Annotated in this window: 18 protein-coding genes; 12 read left to right on the top strand and 6 right to left on the bottom strand. The window is 61.8% G+C overall.

What is annotated here, in order from left to right:
- Nucleotides 1–13: 13 nt before the first annotated feature.
- The 3 genes from AB8B31_RS06405 to AB8B31_RS06395 all read right to left on the bottom strand — a co-directional run bounded on the left by AB8B31_RS06405 (nucleotide 14) and on the right by AB8B31_RS06395 (nucleotide 1,906).
- Entirely contained in the window at nucleotides 14–316 is a 303-nt protein-coding gene (locus tag AB8B31_RS06405; RefSeq protein ID WP_018241439.1) for an AzlD family protein, read from the bottom strand.
- Nucleotides 313–1,017, bottom strand: a complete 705-nt coding sequence (locus AB8B31_RS06400) for an AzlC family ABC transporter permease (protein WP_131702325.1) — start codon at nucleotides 1,015–1,017, stop codon at nucleotides 313–315. Before AB8B31_RS06400 ends, AB8B31_RS06405 begins: the two co-directional genes overlap by 4 nt.
- 67 nt (nucleotides 1,018–1,084) lie before the next feature.
- Nucleotides 1,085–1,906, bottom strand: coding sequence for an AraC family transcriptional regulator (locus AB8B31_RS06395; protein WP_018241437.1), 822 nt, complete (start codon nucleotides 1,904–1,906; stop codon nucleotides 1,085–1,087).
- Between the two features lie 190 nt (nucleotides 1,907–2,096).
- Here AB8B31_RS06395 and alr point away from each other — a divergent pair, with 190 nt between their 5' ends.
- On the top strand, nucleotides 2,097–3,260 hold the full coding sequence (alr, locus tag AB8B31_RS06390) for an alanine racemase (RefSeq protein WP_131702324.1): 1,164 nt from the start codon (nucleotides 2,097–2,099) through the stop codon (nucleotides 3,258–3,260).
- A 10-nt stretch (nucleotides 3,261–3,270) separates the two neighbouring features.
- Here alr and AB8B31_RS06385 read toward each other — a convergent pair whose 3' ends face one another.
- Nucleotides 3,271–3,906 carry a LysE family translocator gene (locus AB8B31_RS06385; protein WP_018447409.1) on the bottom strand — a complete coding sequence of 212 codons (636 nt, stop codon included), beginning with the start codon at nucleotides 3,904–3,906 and terminating at the stop codon, nucleotides 3,271–3,273.
- Between the two features lie 164 nt (nucleotides 3,907–4,070).
- Between AB8B31_RS06385 and radA the strand changes: the two genes are divergently transcribed.
- From radA to AB8B31_RS06365, 4 genes are all read left to right on the top strand, one after another.
- Nucleotides 4,071–5,471: a DNA repair protein RadA gene (radA, locus tag AB8B31_RS06380; protein WP_012756823.1), complete on the top strand. Its 1,401-nt coding sequence runs from the start codon at nucleotides 4,071–4,073 to the stop codon at nucleotides 5,469–5,471.
- Nucleotides 5,472–5,561: 90 nt separating this feature from the next.
- Nucleotides 5,562–6,188, top strand: a complete 627-nt coding sequence (locus tag AB8B31_RS06375) for a CvpA family protein (RefSeq protein ID WP_018241434.1) — start codon at nucleotides 5,562–5,564, stop codon at nucleotides 6,186–6,188.
- Between the two features lie 148 nt (nucleotides 6,189–6,336).
- On the top strand, nucleotides 6,337–7,827 hold the full coding sequence (gene purF / locus AB8B31_RS06370; RefSeq protein WP_018447407.1) for an amidophosphoribosyltransferase: 1,491 nt from the start codon (nucleotides 6,337–6,339) through the stop codon (nucleotides 7,825–7,827).
- A 75-nt stretch (nucleotides 7,828–7,902) separates the two neighbouring features.
- Nucleotides 7,903–8,643, top strand: a complete 741-nt coding sequence (locus AB8B31_RS06365) for an SDR family NAD(P)-dependent oxidoreductase (protein ID WP_018241432.1) — start codon at nucleotides 7,903–7,905, stop codon at nucleotides 8,641–8,643.
- A 113-nt stretch (nucleotides 8,644–8,756) separates the two neighbouring features.
- On the opposite strand, the gene AB8B31_RS06360 is transcribed toward AB8B31_RS06365, so the two are convergent.
- Nucleotides 8,757–9,506, bottom strand: coding sequence for a glycoside hydrolase family 25 protein (locus AB8B31_RS06360; protein ID WP_131702323.1), 750 nt, complete (start codon nucleotides 9,504–9,506; stop codon nucleotides 8,757–8,759).
- A 331-nt stretch (nucleotides 9,507–9,837) separates the two neighbouring features.
- Here AB8B31_RS06360 and cysS point away from each other — a divergent pair, with 331 nt between their 5' ends.
- The 7 genes from cysS to rarD all read left to right on the top strand — a co-directional run bounded on the left by cysS (nucleotide 9,838) and on the right by rarD (nucleotide 16,489).
- Nucleotides 9,838–11,229, top strand: coding sequence for a cysteine--tRNA ligase (gene cysS, locus AB8B31_RS06355; protein WP_131702322.1), 1,392 nt, complete (start codon nucleotides 9,838–9,840; stop codon nucleotides 11,227–11,229).
- Nucleotides 11,226–11,702 (top strand): GFA family protein, encoded by a 477-nt coding sequence (locus AB8B31_RS06350; protein ID WP_131702321.1) that lies wholly within the window; start codon nucleotides 11,226–11,228, stop codon nucleotides 11,700–11,702. Before cysS ends, AB8B31_RS06350 begins: the two co-directional genes overlap by 4 nt.
- The gene (locus AB8B31_RS06345) at nucleotides 11,699–12,187 is read left to right on the top strand and encodes a GFA family protein (RefSeq protein ID WP_026188340.1); all 489 of its coding nucleotides are present in this window, start codon (nucleotides 11,699–11,701) and stop codon (nucleotides 12,185–12,187) included. Before AB8B31_RS06350 ends, AB8B31_RS06345 begins: the two co-directional genes overlap by 4 nt.
- Nucleotides 12,184–12,660: a GFA family protein gene (locus AB8B31_RS06340; RefSeq protein WP_018241427.1), complete on the top strand. Its 477-nt coding sequence runs from the start codon at nucleotides 12,184–12,186 to the stop codon at nucleotides 12,658–12,660. Before AB8B31_RS06345 ends, AB8B31_RS06340 begins: the two co-directional genes overlap by 4 nt.
- Entirely contained in the window at nucleotides 12,657–13,619 is a 963-nt protein-coding gene (pip, locus tag AB8B31_RS06335) for a prolyl aminopeptidase (protein WP_131702320.1), read from the top strand. Before AB8B31_RS06340 ends, pip begins: the two co-directional genes overlap by 4 nt.
- Nucleotides 13,620–13,743: 124 nt before the next feature.
- Nucleotides 13,744–15,357: a citramalate synthase gene (gene cimA / locus AB8B31_RS06330; protein ID WP_065277867.1), complete on the top strand. Its 1,614-nt coding sequence runs from the start codon at nucleotides 13,744–13,746 to the stop codon at nucleotides 15,355–15,357.
- Between the two features lie 217 nt (nucleotides 15,358–15,574).
- Nucleotides 15,575–16,489, top strand: coding sequence for an EamA family transporter RarD (gene rarD, locus AB8B31_RS06325; protein WP_131702319.1), 915 nt, complete (start codon nucleotides 15,575–15,577; stop codon nucleotides 16,487–16,489).
- 266 nt (nucleotides 16,490–16,755) lie between these two features.
- Here the strand turns inward: rarD and AB8B31_RS06320 are convergent, their stop codons facing one another.
- Complete coding sequence (locus AB8B31_RS06320) at nucleotides 16,756–17,379, bottom strand: TIGR00730 family Rossman fold protein (protein WP_018241422.1); 624 nt, start codon at nucleotides 17,377–17,379, stop codon at nucleotides 16,756–16,758.
- Nucleotides 17,380–17,381 lie beyond the last annotated feature (2 nt).

The following is a 17,381-nucleotide window of genomic DNA, read 5'->3' as shown; positions in this document are numbered from 1 at the left end:
GGGTCAATTTCCCTTAGAAAACTGCGGCCCGCAACAAGGCCACCGCCACAACGCCGACGACGACGCTGGCAAGCATCGGCAGGCGGCGGGCGGCCAGCGCCGTTGCGGCACATGCCAGTGTCTCCGCCCAGCCGGTCGCAAAGGCGGTCGGAGCTATCACCGCCATCAGGACCGCCGGCGGGATCGCCTCAATCGCCGTTTTCCAGCGTTCGTCCAGCTGCACATGACGGATGAGGACGAGACCACTGATGCGCGTGAAAATCGTCGCGAATGCCATAGCGAGGATGGCAAGCAGGGTATTGATATCAAGCGTCATGCGGCCTGCTCCTGTACCCGACCCTTCCAGAAAGCCATCACCAGTCCGGCCAAAGCACCGGCTGCGATATACCAGACGCCCGGCACGAAATGATGGACGACAACGGCTGCAATTCCGCTCGCGGCCAGAATTGCGCCCGTTTCCGGTCCCTTCCAGAAGCCCATGACCAGCACGACAAACACGGCCGGAAAGGCGAAATCGAGACCGATGACCGCGGGATCGCCCAAAAAGGCGCCGAGCAACGCGCCTGCCAGCGAAGAGCCGACCCAGGCGGCATAGAAGGGCGTGACGATACCGGCATACCATACGGGCGTCAGCCGTGTGCTGCCGGCGCGGAACTCCGCCATGGCCCAGAGTTCGTCGGCAAGGAACAACATGGCGGCATAGCGCCTGATGGTGGAGAAGGACTGCATCTTCATGCCGATGGAAGCGCTCATCAGCACATGGCGGATGTTGACCAGCAGGGTGGCAAAGCCGACGCCGACCCAGCTTGCCGGATGCGCCCATATATCCATTGCCACGAACTGCGAGCCACCGGCAAAGACCAGCGCGCTCATCAGCGCTGTTTCCAAGACCGAAAGCCCCTTGGTGGCCGAAATCGCGCCGAAAACCAGGCCGATCGGAGCAACGGCGACGACAAGTGGAAAGATGGCGCGCATTCCGGCAAGAAATTCGCCGGTCGGCCGGCTCTGCTGCAACATGGCAACCTCCCGATTAAGATCGCGGAGCAGTAGCCCAGCCCGACCCAGCCGTATTGAACGTAAGTGATCAGCCCGTTCGGAATTGACCGGGTGTTACGCCTGTGCGCGCCTTGAAGTGCCGGGTGAAATGCGCCTGATCGGCAAAACCGCATTCGAACGCAATATCGGCCGGCATGCGCCCCTGCCGCAGCAACCTGCGGGCCACCTGCACGCGCCGGTCCGTCAGGAAGGCATGCGGCGTGATGTGGTATTCCTTGCGGAAGGCGCGGATGAGATGCGCGCGGCTCAACCTCGCCACCCCGGCCAGTTCCTCAAGGCCGACGTCGCTGTCGAAATTCTCGATGAGGTATTCGCGGGCGCGGGCGACGGCGCTTCGCTCCTGCGTATCGACAGGCACGACCATGGTGCTGCCGTGGCGCGCAAAGATCGCCGCCAGCACCGAGAACATGCTTTCATCGGACTCCAATGCACCTGCACCCCTTTCGAGCGTGCGATGGGCGGAGTGAAAAGCATTGGCGAGCTGCGGATCGCGTGGAAGCCCGCCGGAAAAAGACGGCGTCGCGTGAAAGGCCTTGCCGGTCACATCCTCCAGAATATCGATGAATAATTTCATGTCCGGATAGATCATGCGGTAACGGTAGCCCTCGCCGCCGGGAGCACCGTCATGAATGACGCCGGGATCGATAAGATAAAGGTCGCCGGGGCCGGTTTCCTCCCGCCTGCCGCTCAGCGTGGCGATCTGGCTGCCGCTTTCAATCGCGCCGATGCTGAATGTATCGTGCGCATGCGGCGCATATTCATGAGTGAGGAAGGTAGCGCTCAGACACTCCATGTCGCGGAAGCGGCTGTCCCGCCAAAAGCGGGCCGATTCCACGTTGGCGAGCGGCATAGCCTCCGCCGCCTCTTTCTGAGATACGTTCTGCATGCGGGTAGATTAGCGCCGAAGCCGCCATGCGTCTTGAACAAAAGTGATCGTACAGGCGGCAAAGGATGGTATGTGACCGCCCGCGCTTTCCCTTGGTCGCAATGCTCACTAGACTGGGTGAGGTGATTTTCCCTTCATTTCTTCACGGCGATTCATGACAGATTTTCCCATTCCCTTCGACGACGACGATCTTTTCGCTTCCGCAGGCCTGCGGCTGACCGTCGACTTGACCGCGCTGACGGAGAACTGGCGCGATATGGCGCGCCGCTCCGGTGCAGCGCGCGCCTCGGCCGTCGTCAAGGCGGATGCCTATGGCATGGGCATCGAGGATGCCGGCGAAGCGCTCTATATGGCGGGCGCCCGCGACTTCTTCGTCGCGACCGTCGACGAGGGCGTCACCCTTCGCCTCTATGCGCCGGAGGCGCGCATCTTCGTGCTCTCCGGCATCTGGCCGGGCACCGAGCGGCGCTTCTTCGACAATGATCTGGTGCCGGTGATTTCCTCCGACGAGCAACTCGCCTTCTGGATGGCGGTGCTGGCCGATTACGGCGACTATCCCTGCGCGCTGCATGTCGATACTGGTTTCAATCGGCTCGGACTGCATATCGACGATGCGATCGCGCTCGTCGACGACGTTTCGCGGCCGGCGAGTTTCGCGCCGGTGCTTGTCATGAGCCATCTCGCCTGCGCCGACGATCCCAGCCATGCGATGAACCGGCGGCAGCTCGAATCATTCCACAGGGTTAGCGCCGCCTATGAAGGCATCGATTCAAGTCTTGCCGCCTCGGCCGGCATCTTTCTCGGCGAGGATTATCACTTCGACCTGACCCGCCCCGGCATTGCGCTTTATGGCGGCGAAGCGGTCTGCGGCATGACGAACCCGATGCGGCCGGTGGCAACAGCGGAAGCGCGCATCATCCAGGTGCGAAATGTCGAGGCCGGCGAGACCGTCAGCTACGGGCGGGCGCTGCAGCTCAACCGCACAAGCCGGCTGGCGATCGCCTCGGCCGGTTATGCCGACGGCTATATGCGCAGCCAGTCGAGCGGTGGCGTACCGCTGCGCCAAGTGGTGCCGCAAGGCGGGCAAGGTTTCATCGCCGGACACAAGGTGCCGGTTGCCGGCCGCATCACCATGGACCTGACGATCTTCGATATCACCGACCTGCCTGACAATGCCGTGCGTGCCGGGGATTATGTCGAGCTGTTCGGCAAGAATATGCCGGTGGACGACGTGGCGCGGGCAGCAGGCACGATCGGATACGAGATCCTGACCAGCATGGGGCTCCGCCACGAGCGGCGCTATGTCGCCGAGGAGTAGAGTTCGCCCGTCAACGACTGCTGAGCGCAAGCCGGACCCCGAGCGCCACGAAGAGCGCGCCGAGGCTGCGATCGAGCCATAGCCCGACTTTCTGATTATGCCTGAGCGCATCGGCAAGGCGCCCTCCGAGAAGGACGAGCGGCGGCTCGATGAAGGCAGCGACGACAATGATGAGCCCGCCATGCAGCAGGAGTTGGGCCCATGCCGGTCCTGCCCCTTCGACGACGAATTGCGGCAGGAAGGCCAGGAAGAAGATCGCCACCTTCGGATTGAGCAGCGACACAAGGATTCCTTGCCGGTAGATCCTTGCGACCGGCATTTCTTCACCGGCAGCCTTTATCAGTCCATTGCCGCCGCCGGCGCGCAACGCCTGAATGCCCAGCCAGACGAGATAGGCGGCGCCGATCCATTTGACCGTCGAGAAGGCGGCAGCGGAAGCGGCAAGCACGGCGGAAAGGCCGAGTGCCGCCATCAGCACGTGCAGGCAGGCGCCGGACCAGACGCCGAACAACGCGGAAAAACCGGCACGTTTTCCACCTCTCATCGTGTGACCGAGGATGAAGGCGATGTCGGGGCCGGGCGAGAGGTTGAGCAAAACCGCCGCCGACAGAAATGCAAGCCAGTGTGCGAGCGAATAATCGAACATCTTCCACCGTTCCGAATGACTAGGAGCAAAGGATAGGCACGGGGCGCGCTGATGGGGAAATCATTAGTTTTGATCCGTCGCGATAGTCATTATCTCAAGCACGACAATGATTCGATGAAGCGGCGCGTCTGCTTGCCTCGAAACCCGGACTGAAAGAGTAATTGATGGCGAAGGCCAGGACACAATTCATCTGCCAGAGTTGCGGCACGGTTCATAACCGCTGGGCCGGCAAATGCGAAAACTGCGGCGAGTGGAACACCATCGTCGAAGAGGACCCGATGGGCGGGATCGGCTCCGGTCCCGGCAAGACACCGAAAAAGGGCCGCCCTGTAGCGCTGACGGCGCTGTCGGGCGAGATCGAGGAGGCGCCGCGCATCCATACCGCCATGTCGGAGCTCGATCGGGCGCTTGGCGGCGGCTTCGTGCGCGGCTCGGCGGTGCTGATTGGCGGCGACCCCGGCATCGGCAAATCGACGCTGCTGATGCAGGCAGCCGCCGCCCTTGCCCGGCGCGGCCACAAGATCATCTACGTCTCCGGCGAAGAAGCCGTGGCGCAGGTCCGGCTGCGGGCGCAACGCCTCGCGGCGGCCGATACCGACGTGATGCTGGCGGCCGAAACCAATGTCGAGGATATTCTGGCGACGCTCGCCGAGGGCAAGCGGCCGGACCTCGTCATCATCGATTCCATCCAGACGCTATGGAGCGAACTTGCCGAATCCGCGCCGGGAACGGTGACGCAGGTGCGCACCGGCGTCCAGGCAATGATCCGTTTCGCCAAGCAGACGGGCGCCGCCATGGTGCTCGTCGGCCATGTGACCAAGGACGGGCAGATCGCCGGACCGCGCGTCGTCGAGCACATGGTCGACGCCGTGCTCTATTTCGAAGGCGACCGCGGCCATCACTACCGCATCCTGCGCACGGTCAAGAACCGCTTCGGCCCGACCGACGAGATCGGCGTCTTCGAAATGTCAGACAAAGGCTTACGCGAAGTCGCCAATCCCTCGGAGCTCTTCCTCGGCGAGCGCAACGAGAAATCGCCGGGTGCTGCCGTCTTCGCCGGCATGGAGGGCACGCGTCCCATTCTCGTCGAAGTGCAGGCGCTTGTTGCGCCGACCTCGCTCGGCACGCCGCGGCGCGCCGTGGTCGGCTGGGATTCGGCCAGGCTGTCGATGATCCTGGCGGTGCTTGAGGCTCATTGCGGCGTCCGGCTCGGCCAGCACGACGTCTACCTCAACGTCGCCGGCGGTTACCGTATCTCCGAACCGGCGGCCGATCTCGCCGTTGCCTCGGCGCTCGTTTCCTCACTTGCCGGTATTGCCCTTCCTGCCGATTGCGTCTATTTCGGCGAAGTCAGCCTGTCGGGCGCCATCCGACCGGTTGCGCACACCGCCCAGCGTCTCAAGGAAGCCGAGAAGCTGGGTTTTTCCGCAGCACTGCTTCCATCCGCCTCCGCCGAACTGCCGAAGGGCTCCGGCGGGCGCTGGAGCGAAGTCGGAAGCCTGCCGGATCTGGTCGCGCGCATCGCCGGATCGAAGGGAGCGCTGCGTGTGGAAGACGATGTTTGATCCTTTCATTGCCAGGAATGGTGATGATATAGGAGGCACACGATAAGGCACGACACGGCCGCCAAGCGGCAGTCCTGGAGTTGAATTTACATGCCCATTACGATTTTCGACGGTATTGTCATCGGCGTCGTGCTCTTCTCCGCCGTGCTGGCGATGGTCCGCGGCTTTTCGCGCGAGATCCTCTCGATCGCCAGCTGGGGCGGTTCGGCCGCCGCTGCCTATTACCTCTATCCCTACCTGCTGCCCTACGCGAAAAAATATACCGATGACGACCGCATCGCGATCGTCGGTTCGGCAGCGGTCGTCTTCCTGATTGCGCTCATCGTCATCTCCTTCATTACGATGAAGATCGCCGATTTCATCATCGACAGCCGCGTCGGCGCGCTCGACCGCACGCTCGGCTTCCTGTTCGGGGCAGCGCGCGGCGTGCTGCTCCTGGTCGTCGCCGTCGCCTTCTGGAACTGGCTGGTCGATGTCGACCACCGCCCGGCCTGGGTTAACGAAGCGAAGTCGAAACCTTTCCTGGATTCGATGGTCGTGAAGCTGAAATCCGTTCTGCCGGAGCAATTTGCCCAGATGATACCGGAAAGCATCCGTGATAAGCTGCAGCCGCCGACACAGGGCGCCGAAGGTACCACTCCGCCGGCGGGCGACCAGGCTCCGGCGGAAGACGCACCGACAGCGCCTGCAGACGGCGCACAGCAGCCGGCGAATTGACACAGTGTTCAAGAGCTTGACCCGCCTTCTGGCAATTGCCATTTGAGCGGAACATGAAATGAGGGTCCGGCCGGGCATTCCAGCTCCGCCGGGCTCAGCTATTTCTGGAAATGCCGATCCATTCTTGTGAGAGCAGAGGCCCGCAGAAATGAACCAGTCCCATTCCTTCCCGACCGACCATCCGCTCGACGGAGATACGCTGCATGAAGAATGCGGGGTTTTCGGAATTTTGGGACATCCCGATGCCGCCGCGCTCACGGCTCTTGGCCTGCATGCGCTTCAACATCGCGGACAGGAAGCAGCCGGCATCGTCTCCTTCGACGGCAAGCGCTTTTATCAAGAGCGCCATATGGGCCTCGTCGGTGACCACTATACCAATCCGATGACGCTCGCCCGCTTGCCCGGCAGCATTACGATCGGTCATACCCGCTACTCGACAACCGGCGAAGTGGCCATGCGCAACGTGCAGCCGCTCTTTGCCGAACTGGAAGAAGGCGGCATCGCCATTGCCCATAACGGCAATTTCACCAACGGCCTGACGCTGCGCCGCCAGATCATCGCGACCGGCGCCATCTGTCAGTCGACGTCCGATACTGAAGTCGTCCTCCACCTCATCGCCCGTTCCCGCCACGCTTCCACATCCGACCGCTTCATCGATGCCATTCGCCAGATGGAAGGCGGCTATTCGATGCTCGCCATGACGCGCACGAAGCTGATTGCCGCGCGCGACCCGACCGGCATCCGCCCGCTGGTCATGGGCGAACTCGACGGCAAGCCGATCTTCTGTTCGGAAACCTGCGCGCTCGACATCATCGGCGCCAAGTTCATCCGCGACGTTGAGAACGGCGAGGTCGTCATCTGCGAAATCCAGCCTGACGGCTCGATCAGCATCGATGCGCGCAAGCCCAGCAAGCCGCAGCCGGAGCGCCTCTGCCTGTTCGAATATGTCTATTTCGCCCGCCCGGACTCGGTCGTCGGCGGCCGCAACGTCTATACGACGCGCAAGAGCATGGGCATGAACCTTGCCAAGGAATCGCCCGTCGATGCCGACGTGATCGTGCCGGTGCCGGATGGCGGCACGCCTGCGGCGCTCGGCTATGCCCAGCAGAGCGGCATTCCCTTCGAATACGGCATCATCCGCAACCATTATGTCGGGCGCACCTTCATCGAGCCGACGCAGCAGATTCGCGCCTTCGGTGTGAAGCTGAAGCATTCCGCCAACCGCGCGATGATCGAAGGCAAGCGCGTGGTGCTGGTTGATGATTCCATCGTGCGAGGGACGACGTCTCTCAAGATCGTCCAGATGATCCGTGAAGCCGGCGCGCGCGAAGTCCATGTCCGCGTCGCAAGCCCGATGATCTTCTTCCCGGATTTCTACGGCATCGACACACCTGACGCAGACAAGCTACTGGCAAATCAGTATGCCAATGTTGAAGCCATGGCCAAATATATCGGTGCGGATTCGCTCGCCTTCCTGTCGATCGACGGCCTCTATCGCGCCGTTGGCGGCGAGGATCGCAATCCGGCCCGGCCGCAGTTCACCGACCACTATTTTACCGGCGACTATCCGACCCGCCTGCTCGACAAGAACGGCGAATCCATGGGCAACAAGATTTCCATGCTCGCCAGCAACGGCTGACACGGCTCGGCTTTCCCATTATACATCCCGAGGGGTTCACCGCACCCCTCTCCCCTCGTGAGGGAACACGACATCATGAATATCAATCTTGAGGGCAAGATCGCACTCGTCACCGGTGCGTCGCGCGGCATCGGATATTTCACGGCGCTGGAGCTTGCGAAAGCCGGCGCACATGTGATTGCCTGCGCACGCACGGTCGGCGGGCTCGAGGACCTCGACGATGCGATCAAGGCCATTGGTGGCGCGGCGACGCTCGTGCCCTTCGACCTTGCCGACATGAACGCGATCGACGCGCTCGGCGGCTCGATCTTCGAGCGCTGGGGCAAGCTCGACATCCTCGTCGCCAATGCCGGCGTGCTCGGCGTCATTTCGCCGATCGGCCATATCGAGGCGAAGGTGTTCGAGAAGGTGATGACCATCAACGTCACCGCGACATGGCGGTTGATCCGCTCAGTCGACCCACTGCTTGCCCGCTCGGATGCCGGCCGCGCGGTGATCATCTCTTCGGGAGCTGCCCACAAGTGCCGCCCCTTCTGGGGCGCCTATTCCGCTTCCAAGGCTGCGGTCGAAGCGCTGGCACGCACATGGGCCGGCGAAAGTCAAAGCACACCGCTGCGGGTCACCAGCGTCGATCCGGGAGCGACACGCACGGCGATGCGAGCGCAGGCGGTGCCGGGCGAAGATCCGCAGACGCTGCCGCATCCCTCCGAGGTCGCAAAGGCGATCCTGCCATTGCTGGGGCCTGGTGTGACCGAGACGGGTAAGCTGTTCATCGTGCGGGAGAACAAGCTCGTCGATTACCGCCTTCCGGAATAAGCACCTGCATAATTCCTTAAGTCGGAATCGATTCAAGGACAAAATTATGCGGCAATTCAAAGTGCTACAGCGTCCTTTGCGCGTCCGAAAAGACGCGCGGCGCTGTCGACGTCTCAGTTCGCTGCAACGGCTGAGAACAGATGCGCCAGGCCGGCTTCCGACGGGCATAGCGCATTGAGGTCAACCGGTCCCTGGATGCCGTCCAAGGTGCCGTTGTCGGCAAATTGCCAGATTGACCAACGACTGCACTCTTCCTGTCTCGGTTCCCTGAACACACTACGCAGCCACAGATAGTGGTCAGGAAAGCGCGATTCATTGCCTTTCAGATATTGATCGAAGAACTCCTGAGTGACGTAAAAAATAGGCTTCTCCGGAAAAGTGCCTTTCAGCTCGGTGAAGAAGGCCTTCACCTCGGCAGCCATTTCCTCGAGCGTCGGGATTTTGTTGCAATTGCCGACAAACTCCAGATCGATGCCGATGGGCAGAGTTCCCTGCTCCTTCGGCACGGTCGCCAGGACATTCTGCGCCTGATCCTTGCCCGGTCGGCAGAAGGTGAAGAAATGATAGGCGCCCCTGACCAATCCGGCATCTCCGGCGCGCTGCCAGTTGTCGGCGAATTTGGAATCCCGATGATCTCCACCTTCGGTCGCCTTCATGAAGGCGAAGCGGACATTCGCCTGCGAGGCAACCACCTTCCAATCGATATCACCTTGGTGATGGCTGACATCGATGCCTTGGATCGGATAGCTGCTTAAGGAGGGATTGTTGAAGCGAAGCATTCCGAAATCGTATGCGAAATATGCCGCGAATGCGACAACCAGAATTGCAGTCGCTCCGATCGCCGATCGAGCCAGTCTCCGCATCCCTTTCTCCCTGTTAACAACAGCTTCTCAACCGGCTATGCGAGATTTGCGCCGCGAAAATGGCGGGCGAATTTCAAGGGCGCGCCAACGGGTTTCATCATCGGATGGATGTATCCTGTTGCCGCTGGATCGCTCTTCGCCCCCCTTGACCGGAAGCGCGAACCGGGCCATAAAACCCGCCATGAAAACGGTTATCTGCATTATCTGCCGGAAGATTATTCGCTAGCGCGAGCGCTGGCCCGGCCGTTTTCGTCTCCCAAATAGTCAAGATGCGAAACGCCCCGGTCCGCCGGTCGCGATATTTTTCTGATCGTGCATTTGGGAGAGTGAAATGGACGCGACGCCGGAACTGAAGCTGTACAACACGCTGACACGGGAAAAATCGGTGTTTTCGCCGATCGATCCCAACAGTGTCCGCATGTATGTCTGCGGCCCGACCGTCTATGACTTCGCTCATATCGGCAATGCCCGGCCGGTCATCGTCTTCGACGTGCTGTTCCGGCTGCTGCGCCATGCCTATGGCAAAGACCACGTCACTTATGCCCGCAACATCACCGACGTCGACGACAAGATCAATGCGCGGGCGCTTCGGGACCATCCGGGCCTGCCGCTCAATGACGCGATCCGCGCGGTCACCGAAAAGACCGAGACGCAATTTCACGCCGATGTCGCCGAACTCGGCTGCCTGGAGCCGAGCTTCGAGCCGCGCGCCACCGACAATATCGTTGAGATGACCGAGATCATCGAGAAGCTGATCGGCAACGGCCATGCCTATGTCGCATCGGGCGAAGTGCTGTTCGACACCAAATCCATGGCGGATTATGGCCAGCTTTCGAAGCGCCCGCTCGACGAGCAGCAGGCCGGCGCGCGCATCGCCGTCGACGCACACAAGAAGAATCCTGGCGATTTCGTGCTCTGGAAACTGTCGAGCCACAACGAGCCCGGCTGGGAGAGCCCCTGGGGCCGTGGCCGGCCCGGATGGCACATCGAATGCTCCGCGATGAGCAAGCGTTATCTCGGTGATGTCTTCGACATTCACGGCGGCGGGCTGGACCTGATCTTCCCGCATCATGAAAACGAAATCGCCCAATCGCGCTGCGCCCACGGTACCGAGGTGATGGCAAATGTCTGGATGCATAACGGCTTCCTGCAGGTCGAAGGCCGCAAGATGTCGAAATCCGAAGGCAATTTCGTCACCATCCACGAGTTGCTGCACACGGAAACCTTCGGCGGCCGCAAATGGCCGGGCGAGGTGCTGCGCCTTGCCATGCTGATGACGCATTACCGCGAGCCGATCGATTTCTCGATCAAGCGACTGGAAGAGGCCGAACGCCTGCTCGCCAAATGGCCGGCAGCAGATGCCGGCGATGCGGCGCCTGATGAAAGCGTGCTGAACGCGCTTTCGGACGACCTCAATACGGTGGCGGCGGTGCAGGCATTGCATGCGTTGGCGCAAGCTGCCCACACGGATCCTGCCTTGGGCGCCACTTTTGCGGCAACGGCCGACCTTCTGGGCCTGCTGCCGAAAAAGATGGAGATCGACGAAGCCGTCGCATCGGCAATCGATGCGCTGATCGCAATGCGTCTCGAAATGCTGAAGGCGAAGAATTTCACTGAGGCCGACAAGATCCGGGACGAGCTGACGGCGAAGGGCATCCAGTTGAAGGACGGCAAGGACCCGGTGACGGGCGAGCGCGTGACGACGTGGGAGGTCAAGAGATGACGACCTTTAGCGGCGGCTGCCAATGCGGAGCGATCCGTTTCCGCGTCAGCGGCGACATCGAGGATTCGTCGATCTGTCATTGCCGCATGTGCCAGAAGGCGTTCGGTGCCTATTATGCACCGCTGGTCTCAGTACGCGGCGCCGATTTCGAATGGACACGCGGAGAGCGGAAAAGATTCCGCTCTTCCAATTTCGTCGAGCGTGGCTTCTGCGGCGATTGCGGCACGCCGCTGACCTACGAGGCGCCGGATGGTATGGCGATTGCCGCTGGCGCCTTTGACGACCCTTCGGCGTTTCCGCCGGTGATCCAATTCGGCATCGAGGGCAAGATCGGTTTCGTCGATCATCTGCATGAATTGCCGGGGCACCGGACGGAGGAGGATGCGCAGGCCGCCCCCTTCCTGCTCGAACTCGTCTCCTACCAGCATCCCGATCATGAGACGCAGGCATGGCCACCGAAGGAGCTCAGATGACGGCGGAATCAGACAGAAGCGGCGGGTGTCAGTGCGGGGCGGTGCGCTACCGCGCCAAAGGCGAACTCGGCTATCCCCATCTTTGCCATTGCCGCATGTGCCAGAAGGCGGCCGGCAACTATTTCATGCCGCTGGCCGCCGCGATGCGCCGCGATTTCACCCTGACGCGCGGCGAACCGAAATGGTTTCAGTCCTCGGATCTGGTACGGCGCGGCTTCTGCGGCGATTGCGGCACGCCGCTGTTCTACGACATTCCGGAGACAGATTTCATCAATCTCACACTCGGATCGCTGGATAATCCCGATACGGTCAAGCCGGTGATGCAATCGAACACCGGCCGCAAGATGTCCTGGTTTCACGCGCTCGACGGCCTGCCGCTTGAACCACAGTCTGAAACACCCGACCGCGAGAATGCGATTGCGGCAAGCAACCATCAGCACCCCGACCACGACACGAAAAGCTGGCCCCTCGGAGAAAGCTCATGACGGACACGATAAAGACAGGCGGATGCCAGTGCGGCGCCGTGCGCTTCCGCATCTCGGGCAAACTAGGACGCCCCTCGATCTGCCATTGCCGCATGTGCCAGAAGCAGTTCGGCGGTTTCTTCTCGGCGCTCGTCACCGCGCCTGAGGAAGGGATGGAATGGACGCGCGGCGAGCCGAGCTACTTCCAGTCCTCGGTCAACATCGACCGCGGCTTCTGCAGCAATTGCGGCACGCCGATGACCTATCGTCATCCGGGCGGGCTGGAGCTTGCGATCGGCACCTTCGACGACCGCAGCGACCTCGCACCGCTGATCCAGGTCAACTATGAGGCCCGCCTGCCCTGGGTCGAGGAAATCTTCGAGGCGCCGGTGCTGAAGGATCAGGATTTCTACGCACGGCAGGAGGCGATCATCTCCTTCCAGCATCCCGATCACGACACAGAAGTCTGGCCCGCGAAAGGCGTGAAGATATGACCGAGATACTGCGCATGCTCTATCCCGAAATCGAACCCTATGCTTCCGGCCATCTCGATGTCGGCGACGGCCATGTGATCTATTGGGAGCGCTCGGGAACGCCTGGCGCCAAGCCCGCCGTCTTCCTGCATGGCGGCCCGGGCGGCGGCATCTCGCCCGCCCATCGCCGGCTTTTCGATCCCGCTCGCTACGACGTCATGCTGTTTGACCAGCGCGGTTGCGGCAGGTCGACACCGCATGCGGAACTCCATGCCAACACGACCTGGCACCTCGTTGCCGATATCGAGCGGCTGCGCGAGATGGCCGGCGTCGACAGCTGGCAGGTGTTCGGCGGCTCCTGGGGCTCGACGCTGGCGCTCGCCTATGCCGAGACGCATCCAGAGCATGTCTCCGAGCTCATCCTGCGCGGCATCTATACGCTGACCAAGGCCGAACTCGACTGGTATTATCAATTCGGCGTCTCGGAGATGTTCCCTGACAAGTGGGAGCGCTTCGTCGCCCCCATTCCGCCGGAAGAGCGGCATGAAATGATGCATGCGTATCATCGGCGTCTGACGCATGAGGACAGGAACGTCCGCCTCGCGGCCGCGCAGGCCTGGAGCATCTGGGAAGGCGAAACGATCACGCTGTTGCCGGAACCTTCGACGAGCTTCAAGTTCGAAGAGCCGGAATTCGCCTATGCATTTGCGCGCATCGAGAACCATTTCTTCGTCCATGCCGGCTGGATGGATGAGGGACAGCTGATCCGCGATTCAGGCAGGCTCAAGGATATTCCCGGCGTCATCGTGCATGGCCGCTACGACATGCCCTGCCCGGCCAAATATGCCTGGCTGCTGCACAAGGCCTGGCCGAAGGCGGAATTCCACCTGATCGAGGGCGCGGGCCATGCTTATTCGGAACCAGGGATTCTCGATCAACTGATCCGGGCGACGGATAAGTTTGCCGGGAAGCAAGACTGATCGCTGGAATTGGGGCAGCCCTCACCCCAGCCTCTTTCCGTGAGAAAACCGGGAGAGGTGGCGGCAGCCGGATGAGGGGCAGCATCCGCACTTCATAACAACCCGCTTGGCGGGAGGAAACGACATGAAAGAACGCATCTACCTCTTCGACACGACGCTCCGGGACGGGCAGCAAACGCCCGGCATCGATTTCTCCGTCGAGGACAAGATTGCGATCGCGGCCATGCTGGACGAGTTCGGCCTCGACTACGTCGAGGGCGGATATCCCGGCGCCAATCCGACGGATACGGCCTTCTTCAGTGAGAAGCGCACCAGCCAGGCCAGCTTCGTCGCCTTTGGCATGACGAAGCGGGCGGGCGTTTCGGTCTCCAACGATCCCGGCATTGCCGGGCTGCTTCAGGCCAAAAGCGATGCCATCTGTTTCGTCGCCAAGAGCTGGGATTATCACGTCGCGGTGGCGCTTGGCTGCACCAACGAGGAAAACCTCGAATGCATCGCCGAAAGCGTCAAGGCGGCGGTTGGCGCGGGCAAGGAGGCGATCGTCGATTGCGAGCATTTCTTCGACGGCTTCAAGGCCAACCCGGCCTATGCGCTCGCCTGCGCCAAGACGGCCTATGAGAGCGGCGCCCGCTGGGTGGTGCTTTGCGACACCAATGGCGGTACGCAGCCGCCGGAGGTGCGGGCGATCGTCGAGGCGGTGATCGCCTCGGGCGTTCCCGGGCACTGTCTTGGCATCCATGCGCATAACGACACCGGCCAGGCGGTCGCCAATTCGCTTGCCGCCGTCGAAGCCGGTGTCAGGCAGATCCAGGGCACGCTGAACGGCATCGGCGAGCGGTGCGGCAATGCCAATCTGGTGACGCTGATCCCGACACTGGCACTGAAGAGCGCCTACAACACACGTTTCGAAACGGCGATCGACGAGGAACGGCTGCTCAACCTCACCCGGCTCTCGCATGCCTTCGACGAGTTGCTCAACCGCTCGCCCGACCACCAGATGCCCTATGTCGGCGCTTCCGCCTTCGCCACCAAGGCCGGCATCCATGCATCGGCGCTGATCAAGGACCCGCGGACCTATGAACACGTGCCGCCGGAAACCGTCGGCAACTTCCGCAAGGTCATGGTCTCCGACCAGGGCGGCAAGGCGAACTTCATCAATGCGCTGAAACGGCGCGGCATCGCGGTCGCCAAGGACGATCCGAAGCTCGACCTGCTGATCTCCATCGTCAAGGAACGCGAATCCATCGGCTATGCCTATGAGGGCGCGGATGCGAGCTTCGAGCTGCTGGCGCGCCGCACGCTCGGCACGATCCCGGAATTCTTCACCATCGAAGGCTTCCGCGTGATGATCGAGCGCCGCTTCGACAGTCTCGGCCGCGTGAAGATCGTCTCGGAGGCGGTGGTCAAGATCACCATCGACGGCCAGACGCTGATGTCGGTTGCCGATGCCGAAGGCCCGGTCAACGCGCTCGACCTCGCGCTACGGAAGGATTTCGGCAAGTACCAGCACGAGATCGACGATCTGGTGCTCGCCGATTTCAAGGTGCGTATCCTCAATGGCGGCACGGAGGCAATCACCCGCGTGCTGATCGAATCCACCGACAGCGACGGTGTGCGCTGGTGGACGGTCGGCGTCTCCGAGAACATCATCGACGCTTCGTTCCAGGCGTTGATGGATTCCGTCATCTACAAGCTGATGAAGAACCGGCAGCTGGCGGGCAAGATCGCGGCGGAATAGACCTATTCCGCCGGCTCGGCGGCGAGACCCCAGCCCTCGCACGAATACCATTCGCTTCCTTCGGACTCCGCTCTCCACCACAGGGCGTCGGATATCTTCGTCCATCACTTCGTCTCCCGCTTCAAATCCTCTCACCCTTCATTCAACGAAATGAATTGGCCTATTCACGGCGCTTAAGCTAGGCCGGATCAGAAGAAGAACAAAGATGGAAACACCGATGTCGACCGATGCATGCGTTCTGTTGGCCAAGAACGAAGACAGTCCGCGCGGGTTCGCCTTCGCGCTGACAGCCTACCTGCTCTGGGGCTTCCTGCCGATTTACATGAAGGCGGTGGCGCATATCTCGCCGGCCGAGGTGATCGCGCATCGCATCGTCTGGTCGCTGCCGTTGGCGGGCATCGTGCTGATCGTGCTCGGGCGCACTGGGGATATCCGCGCGGCACTCAGCTCGCCGCGCATGCTGGCGATGGCGGCGCTGACGGCGTCGCTGATCACCGTCAACTGGGGCACCTATGTCTGGGCGATCGGCGCCGGCCATTCGCTCGATGCAGCACTCGGTTATTTCATCAATCCGCTGTTCAGCATCTTCCTCGGCGCGGTGTTGCTCAAGGAAAGGCTGCAGCCGTTGCAGATCGCGGCGATCGTGCTTGCGGCGCTTGCCGTCGGCATTCTCGCGCTGGATAGCGGCGGCATCCCGTGGGTGGCGCTGACGCTGGCGATCAGCTGGGGTTTCTACGCCCTGTTGCGCAAGACGCTGCCACTCGGGCCGAACCAGGGCTTCTTCCTCGAAGTGCTGATCCTCAGCGGGCCGGCCCTCCTCTATATCCTCTATCTGGAATTCGGCAGCGGCCAGGGCCACCTCTATCGCACCGGTCTCGCCGACACGACCCTGCTGCTCGGCTGCGGCGTCATCACCGCCGTGCCGCTGATGATTTATGCGAACGGCGCCAAGCTATTGAAACTCTCGACGATCGGTATCATGCAGTATATCGCGCCGACGATGATCTTCCTGATCGCCGTCTTCGTCTTCCACGAGCCGCTCGGTACGGCGCGCATGATCGCCTTCCCGCTGATCTGGGCGGGGCTGTTCCTCTATAGCTGGTCGATGCTGAAGGGAAGTCGCGGGCGCTAGAGCCTTTCCTGGTCAGATTGCAGCATTCTGCCGGAGCAGGTTTTCGTCAGGGCGGAGGCGCGAGCCGATCGACTCTGCCCTGGCGCAAAGATGCCCGGCCCTTCGGGTTGGCTGAAACGGGCCGGCTGATCGACCGGCCATCCGACTCCGTTTGAGCCAACAGAATGCTTCAAGCTGACCAGGAAAGGCTCTAGAGCCTTTCCAGCAAAAATGCGCAGCGGTTCTGCGCTTGCGCGACAGCCGAACCGCTCCAAAGGCGCGCCCGCCTACATCTTCGAAATCACCTCGTCCTCGCCGTTACGATCGGCTGCGAGTTGGGCTGCCTGGGCCATGATCGCCGGAATGATGCCGGAGATCTCGTCGACGACGAGCGGCTGCACCCGATGGGCGGTGTGCAGGAAGCCTTCTTCGGTCATATGGCGCATCAGCTCCATCATCGGATCCCAGAAACCGTTGACGTTGGCAAAGACCATCGGCTTCTCGTGGCGGCCGAGCTGCGCCCAGGTCATGATCTCGACGATCTCCTCCAGCGTACCGATGCCGCCGGGCAGCGCGACGAAGGCATCGGAGCGCTCGAACATGGTGTGTTTGCGCGCATGCATGTCAGGGGTTACAATGAGTTCGTTGAGTTGACCAAGCGAATGGCGAGTCGCTTCCATATCGATCAGGAATTCGGGAATGATGCCCGTGACCTGACCGCCGCCTGAAAGCACGCCGCTTGCAACCGCGCCCATGATGCCTTTGGTACCCCCGCCATAGACGAGGCGCAGGCCGTATTCGGCGATCTCTCTTCCGAGAGCACGCCCGGCCGCCATGTGGGAAGGATCGCGTCCCGGCCTTGAGCCGCAGTAAACGCAGATGGATCGAATCGATACAGATTGTTCGGTCATAG

This window comes from Rhizobium sp. 62_C5_N11_2, from assembly GCF_051811185.1.
Lineage (GTDB): Bacteria > Pseudomonadota > Alphaproteobacteria > Rhizobiales > Rhizobiaceae > Rhizobium > Rhizobium leguminosarum.
This window is presented reverse-complemented; position numbering and strand designations above follow the sequence as displayed.

What these genes read in the sequence shown, in the direction of transcription:
- AB8B31_RS06405 (WP_018241439.1), bottom strand. Translation starts at nt 316, where the DNA reads ATGACGCTTGATATCAATACCCTGCTTGCCATCCTCGCTATGGCATTC.
- AB8B31_RS06400 (WP_131702325.1), bottom strand. Translation starts at nt 1,017, where the DNA reads ATGTTGCAGCAGAGCCGGCCGACCGGCGAATTTCTTGCCGGAATGCGC.
- AB8B31_RS06395 (WP_018241437.1), bottom strand. Translation starts at nt 1,906, where the DNA reads ATGCCGCTCGCCAACGTGGAATCGGCCCGCTTTTGGCGGGACAGCCGC.
- alr (WP_131702324.1), top strand. Translation starts at nt 2,097, where the DNA reads ATGACAGATTTTCCCATTCCCTTCGACGACGACGATCTTTTCGCTTCC.
- AB8B31_RS06385 (WP_018447409.1), bottom strand. Translation starts at nt 3,906, where the DNA reads ATGTTCGATTATTCGCTCGCACACTGGCTTGCATTTCTGTCGGCGGCG.
- radA (WP_012756823.1), top strand. Translation starts at nt 4,071, where the DNA reads ATGGCGAAGGCCAGGACACAATTCATCTGCCAGAGTTGCGGCACGGTT.
- AB8B31_RS06375 (WP_018241434.1), top strand. Translation starts at nt 5,562, where the DNA reads ATGCCCATTACGATTTTCGACGGTATTGTCATCGGCGTCGTGCTCTTC.
- purF (WP_018447407.1), top strand. Translation starts at nt 6,337, where the DNA reads ATGAACCAGTCCCATTCCTTCCCGACCGACCATCCGCTCGACGGAGAT.
- AB8B31_RS06365 (WP_018241432.1), top strand. Translation starts at nt 7,903, where the DNA reads ATGAATATCAATCTTGAGGGCAAGATCGCACTCGTCACCGGTGCGTCG.
- AB8B31_RS06360 (WP_131702323.1), bottom strand. Translation starts at nt 9,506, where the DNA reads ATGCGGAGACTGGCTCGATCGGCGATCGGAGCGACTGCAATTCTGGTT.
- cysS (WP_131702322.1), top strand. Translation starts at nt 9,838, where the DNA reads ATGGACGCGACGCCGGAACTGAAGCTGTACAACACGCTGACACGGGAA.
- AB8B31_RS06350 (WP_131702321.1), top strand. Translation starts at nt 11,226, where the DNA reads ATGACGACCTTTAGCGGCGGCTGCCAATGCGGAGCGATCCGTTTCCGC.
- AB8B31_RS06345 (WP_026188340.1), top strand. Translation starts at nt 11,699, where the DNA reads ATGACGGCGGAATCAGACAGAAGCGGCGGGTGTCAGTGCGGGGCGGTG.
- AB8B31_RS06340 (WP_018241427.1), top strand. Translation starts at nt 12,184, where the DNA reads ATGACGGACACGATAAAGACAGGCGGATGCCAGTGCGGCGCCGTGCGC.
- pip (WP_131702320.1), top strand. Translation starts at nt 12,657, where the DNA reads ATGACCGAGATACTGCGCATGCTCTATCCCGAAATCGAACCCTATGCT.
- cimA (WP_065277867.1), top strand. Translation starts at nt 13,744, where the DNA reads ATGAAAGAACGCATCTACCTCTTCGACACGACGCTCCGGGACGGGCAG.
- rarD (WP_131702319.1), top strand. Translation starts at nt 15,575, where the DNA reads ATGTCGACCGATGCATGCGTTCTGTTGGCCAAGAACGAAGACAGTCCG.
- AB8B31_RS06320 (WP_018241422.1), bottom strand. Translation starts at nt 17,379, where the DNA reads ATGACCGAACAATCTGTATCGATTCGATCCATCTGCGTTTACTGCGGC.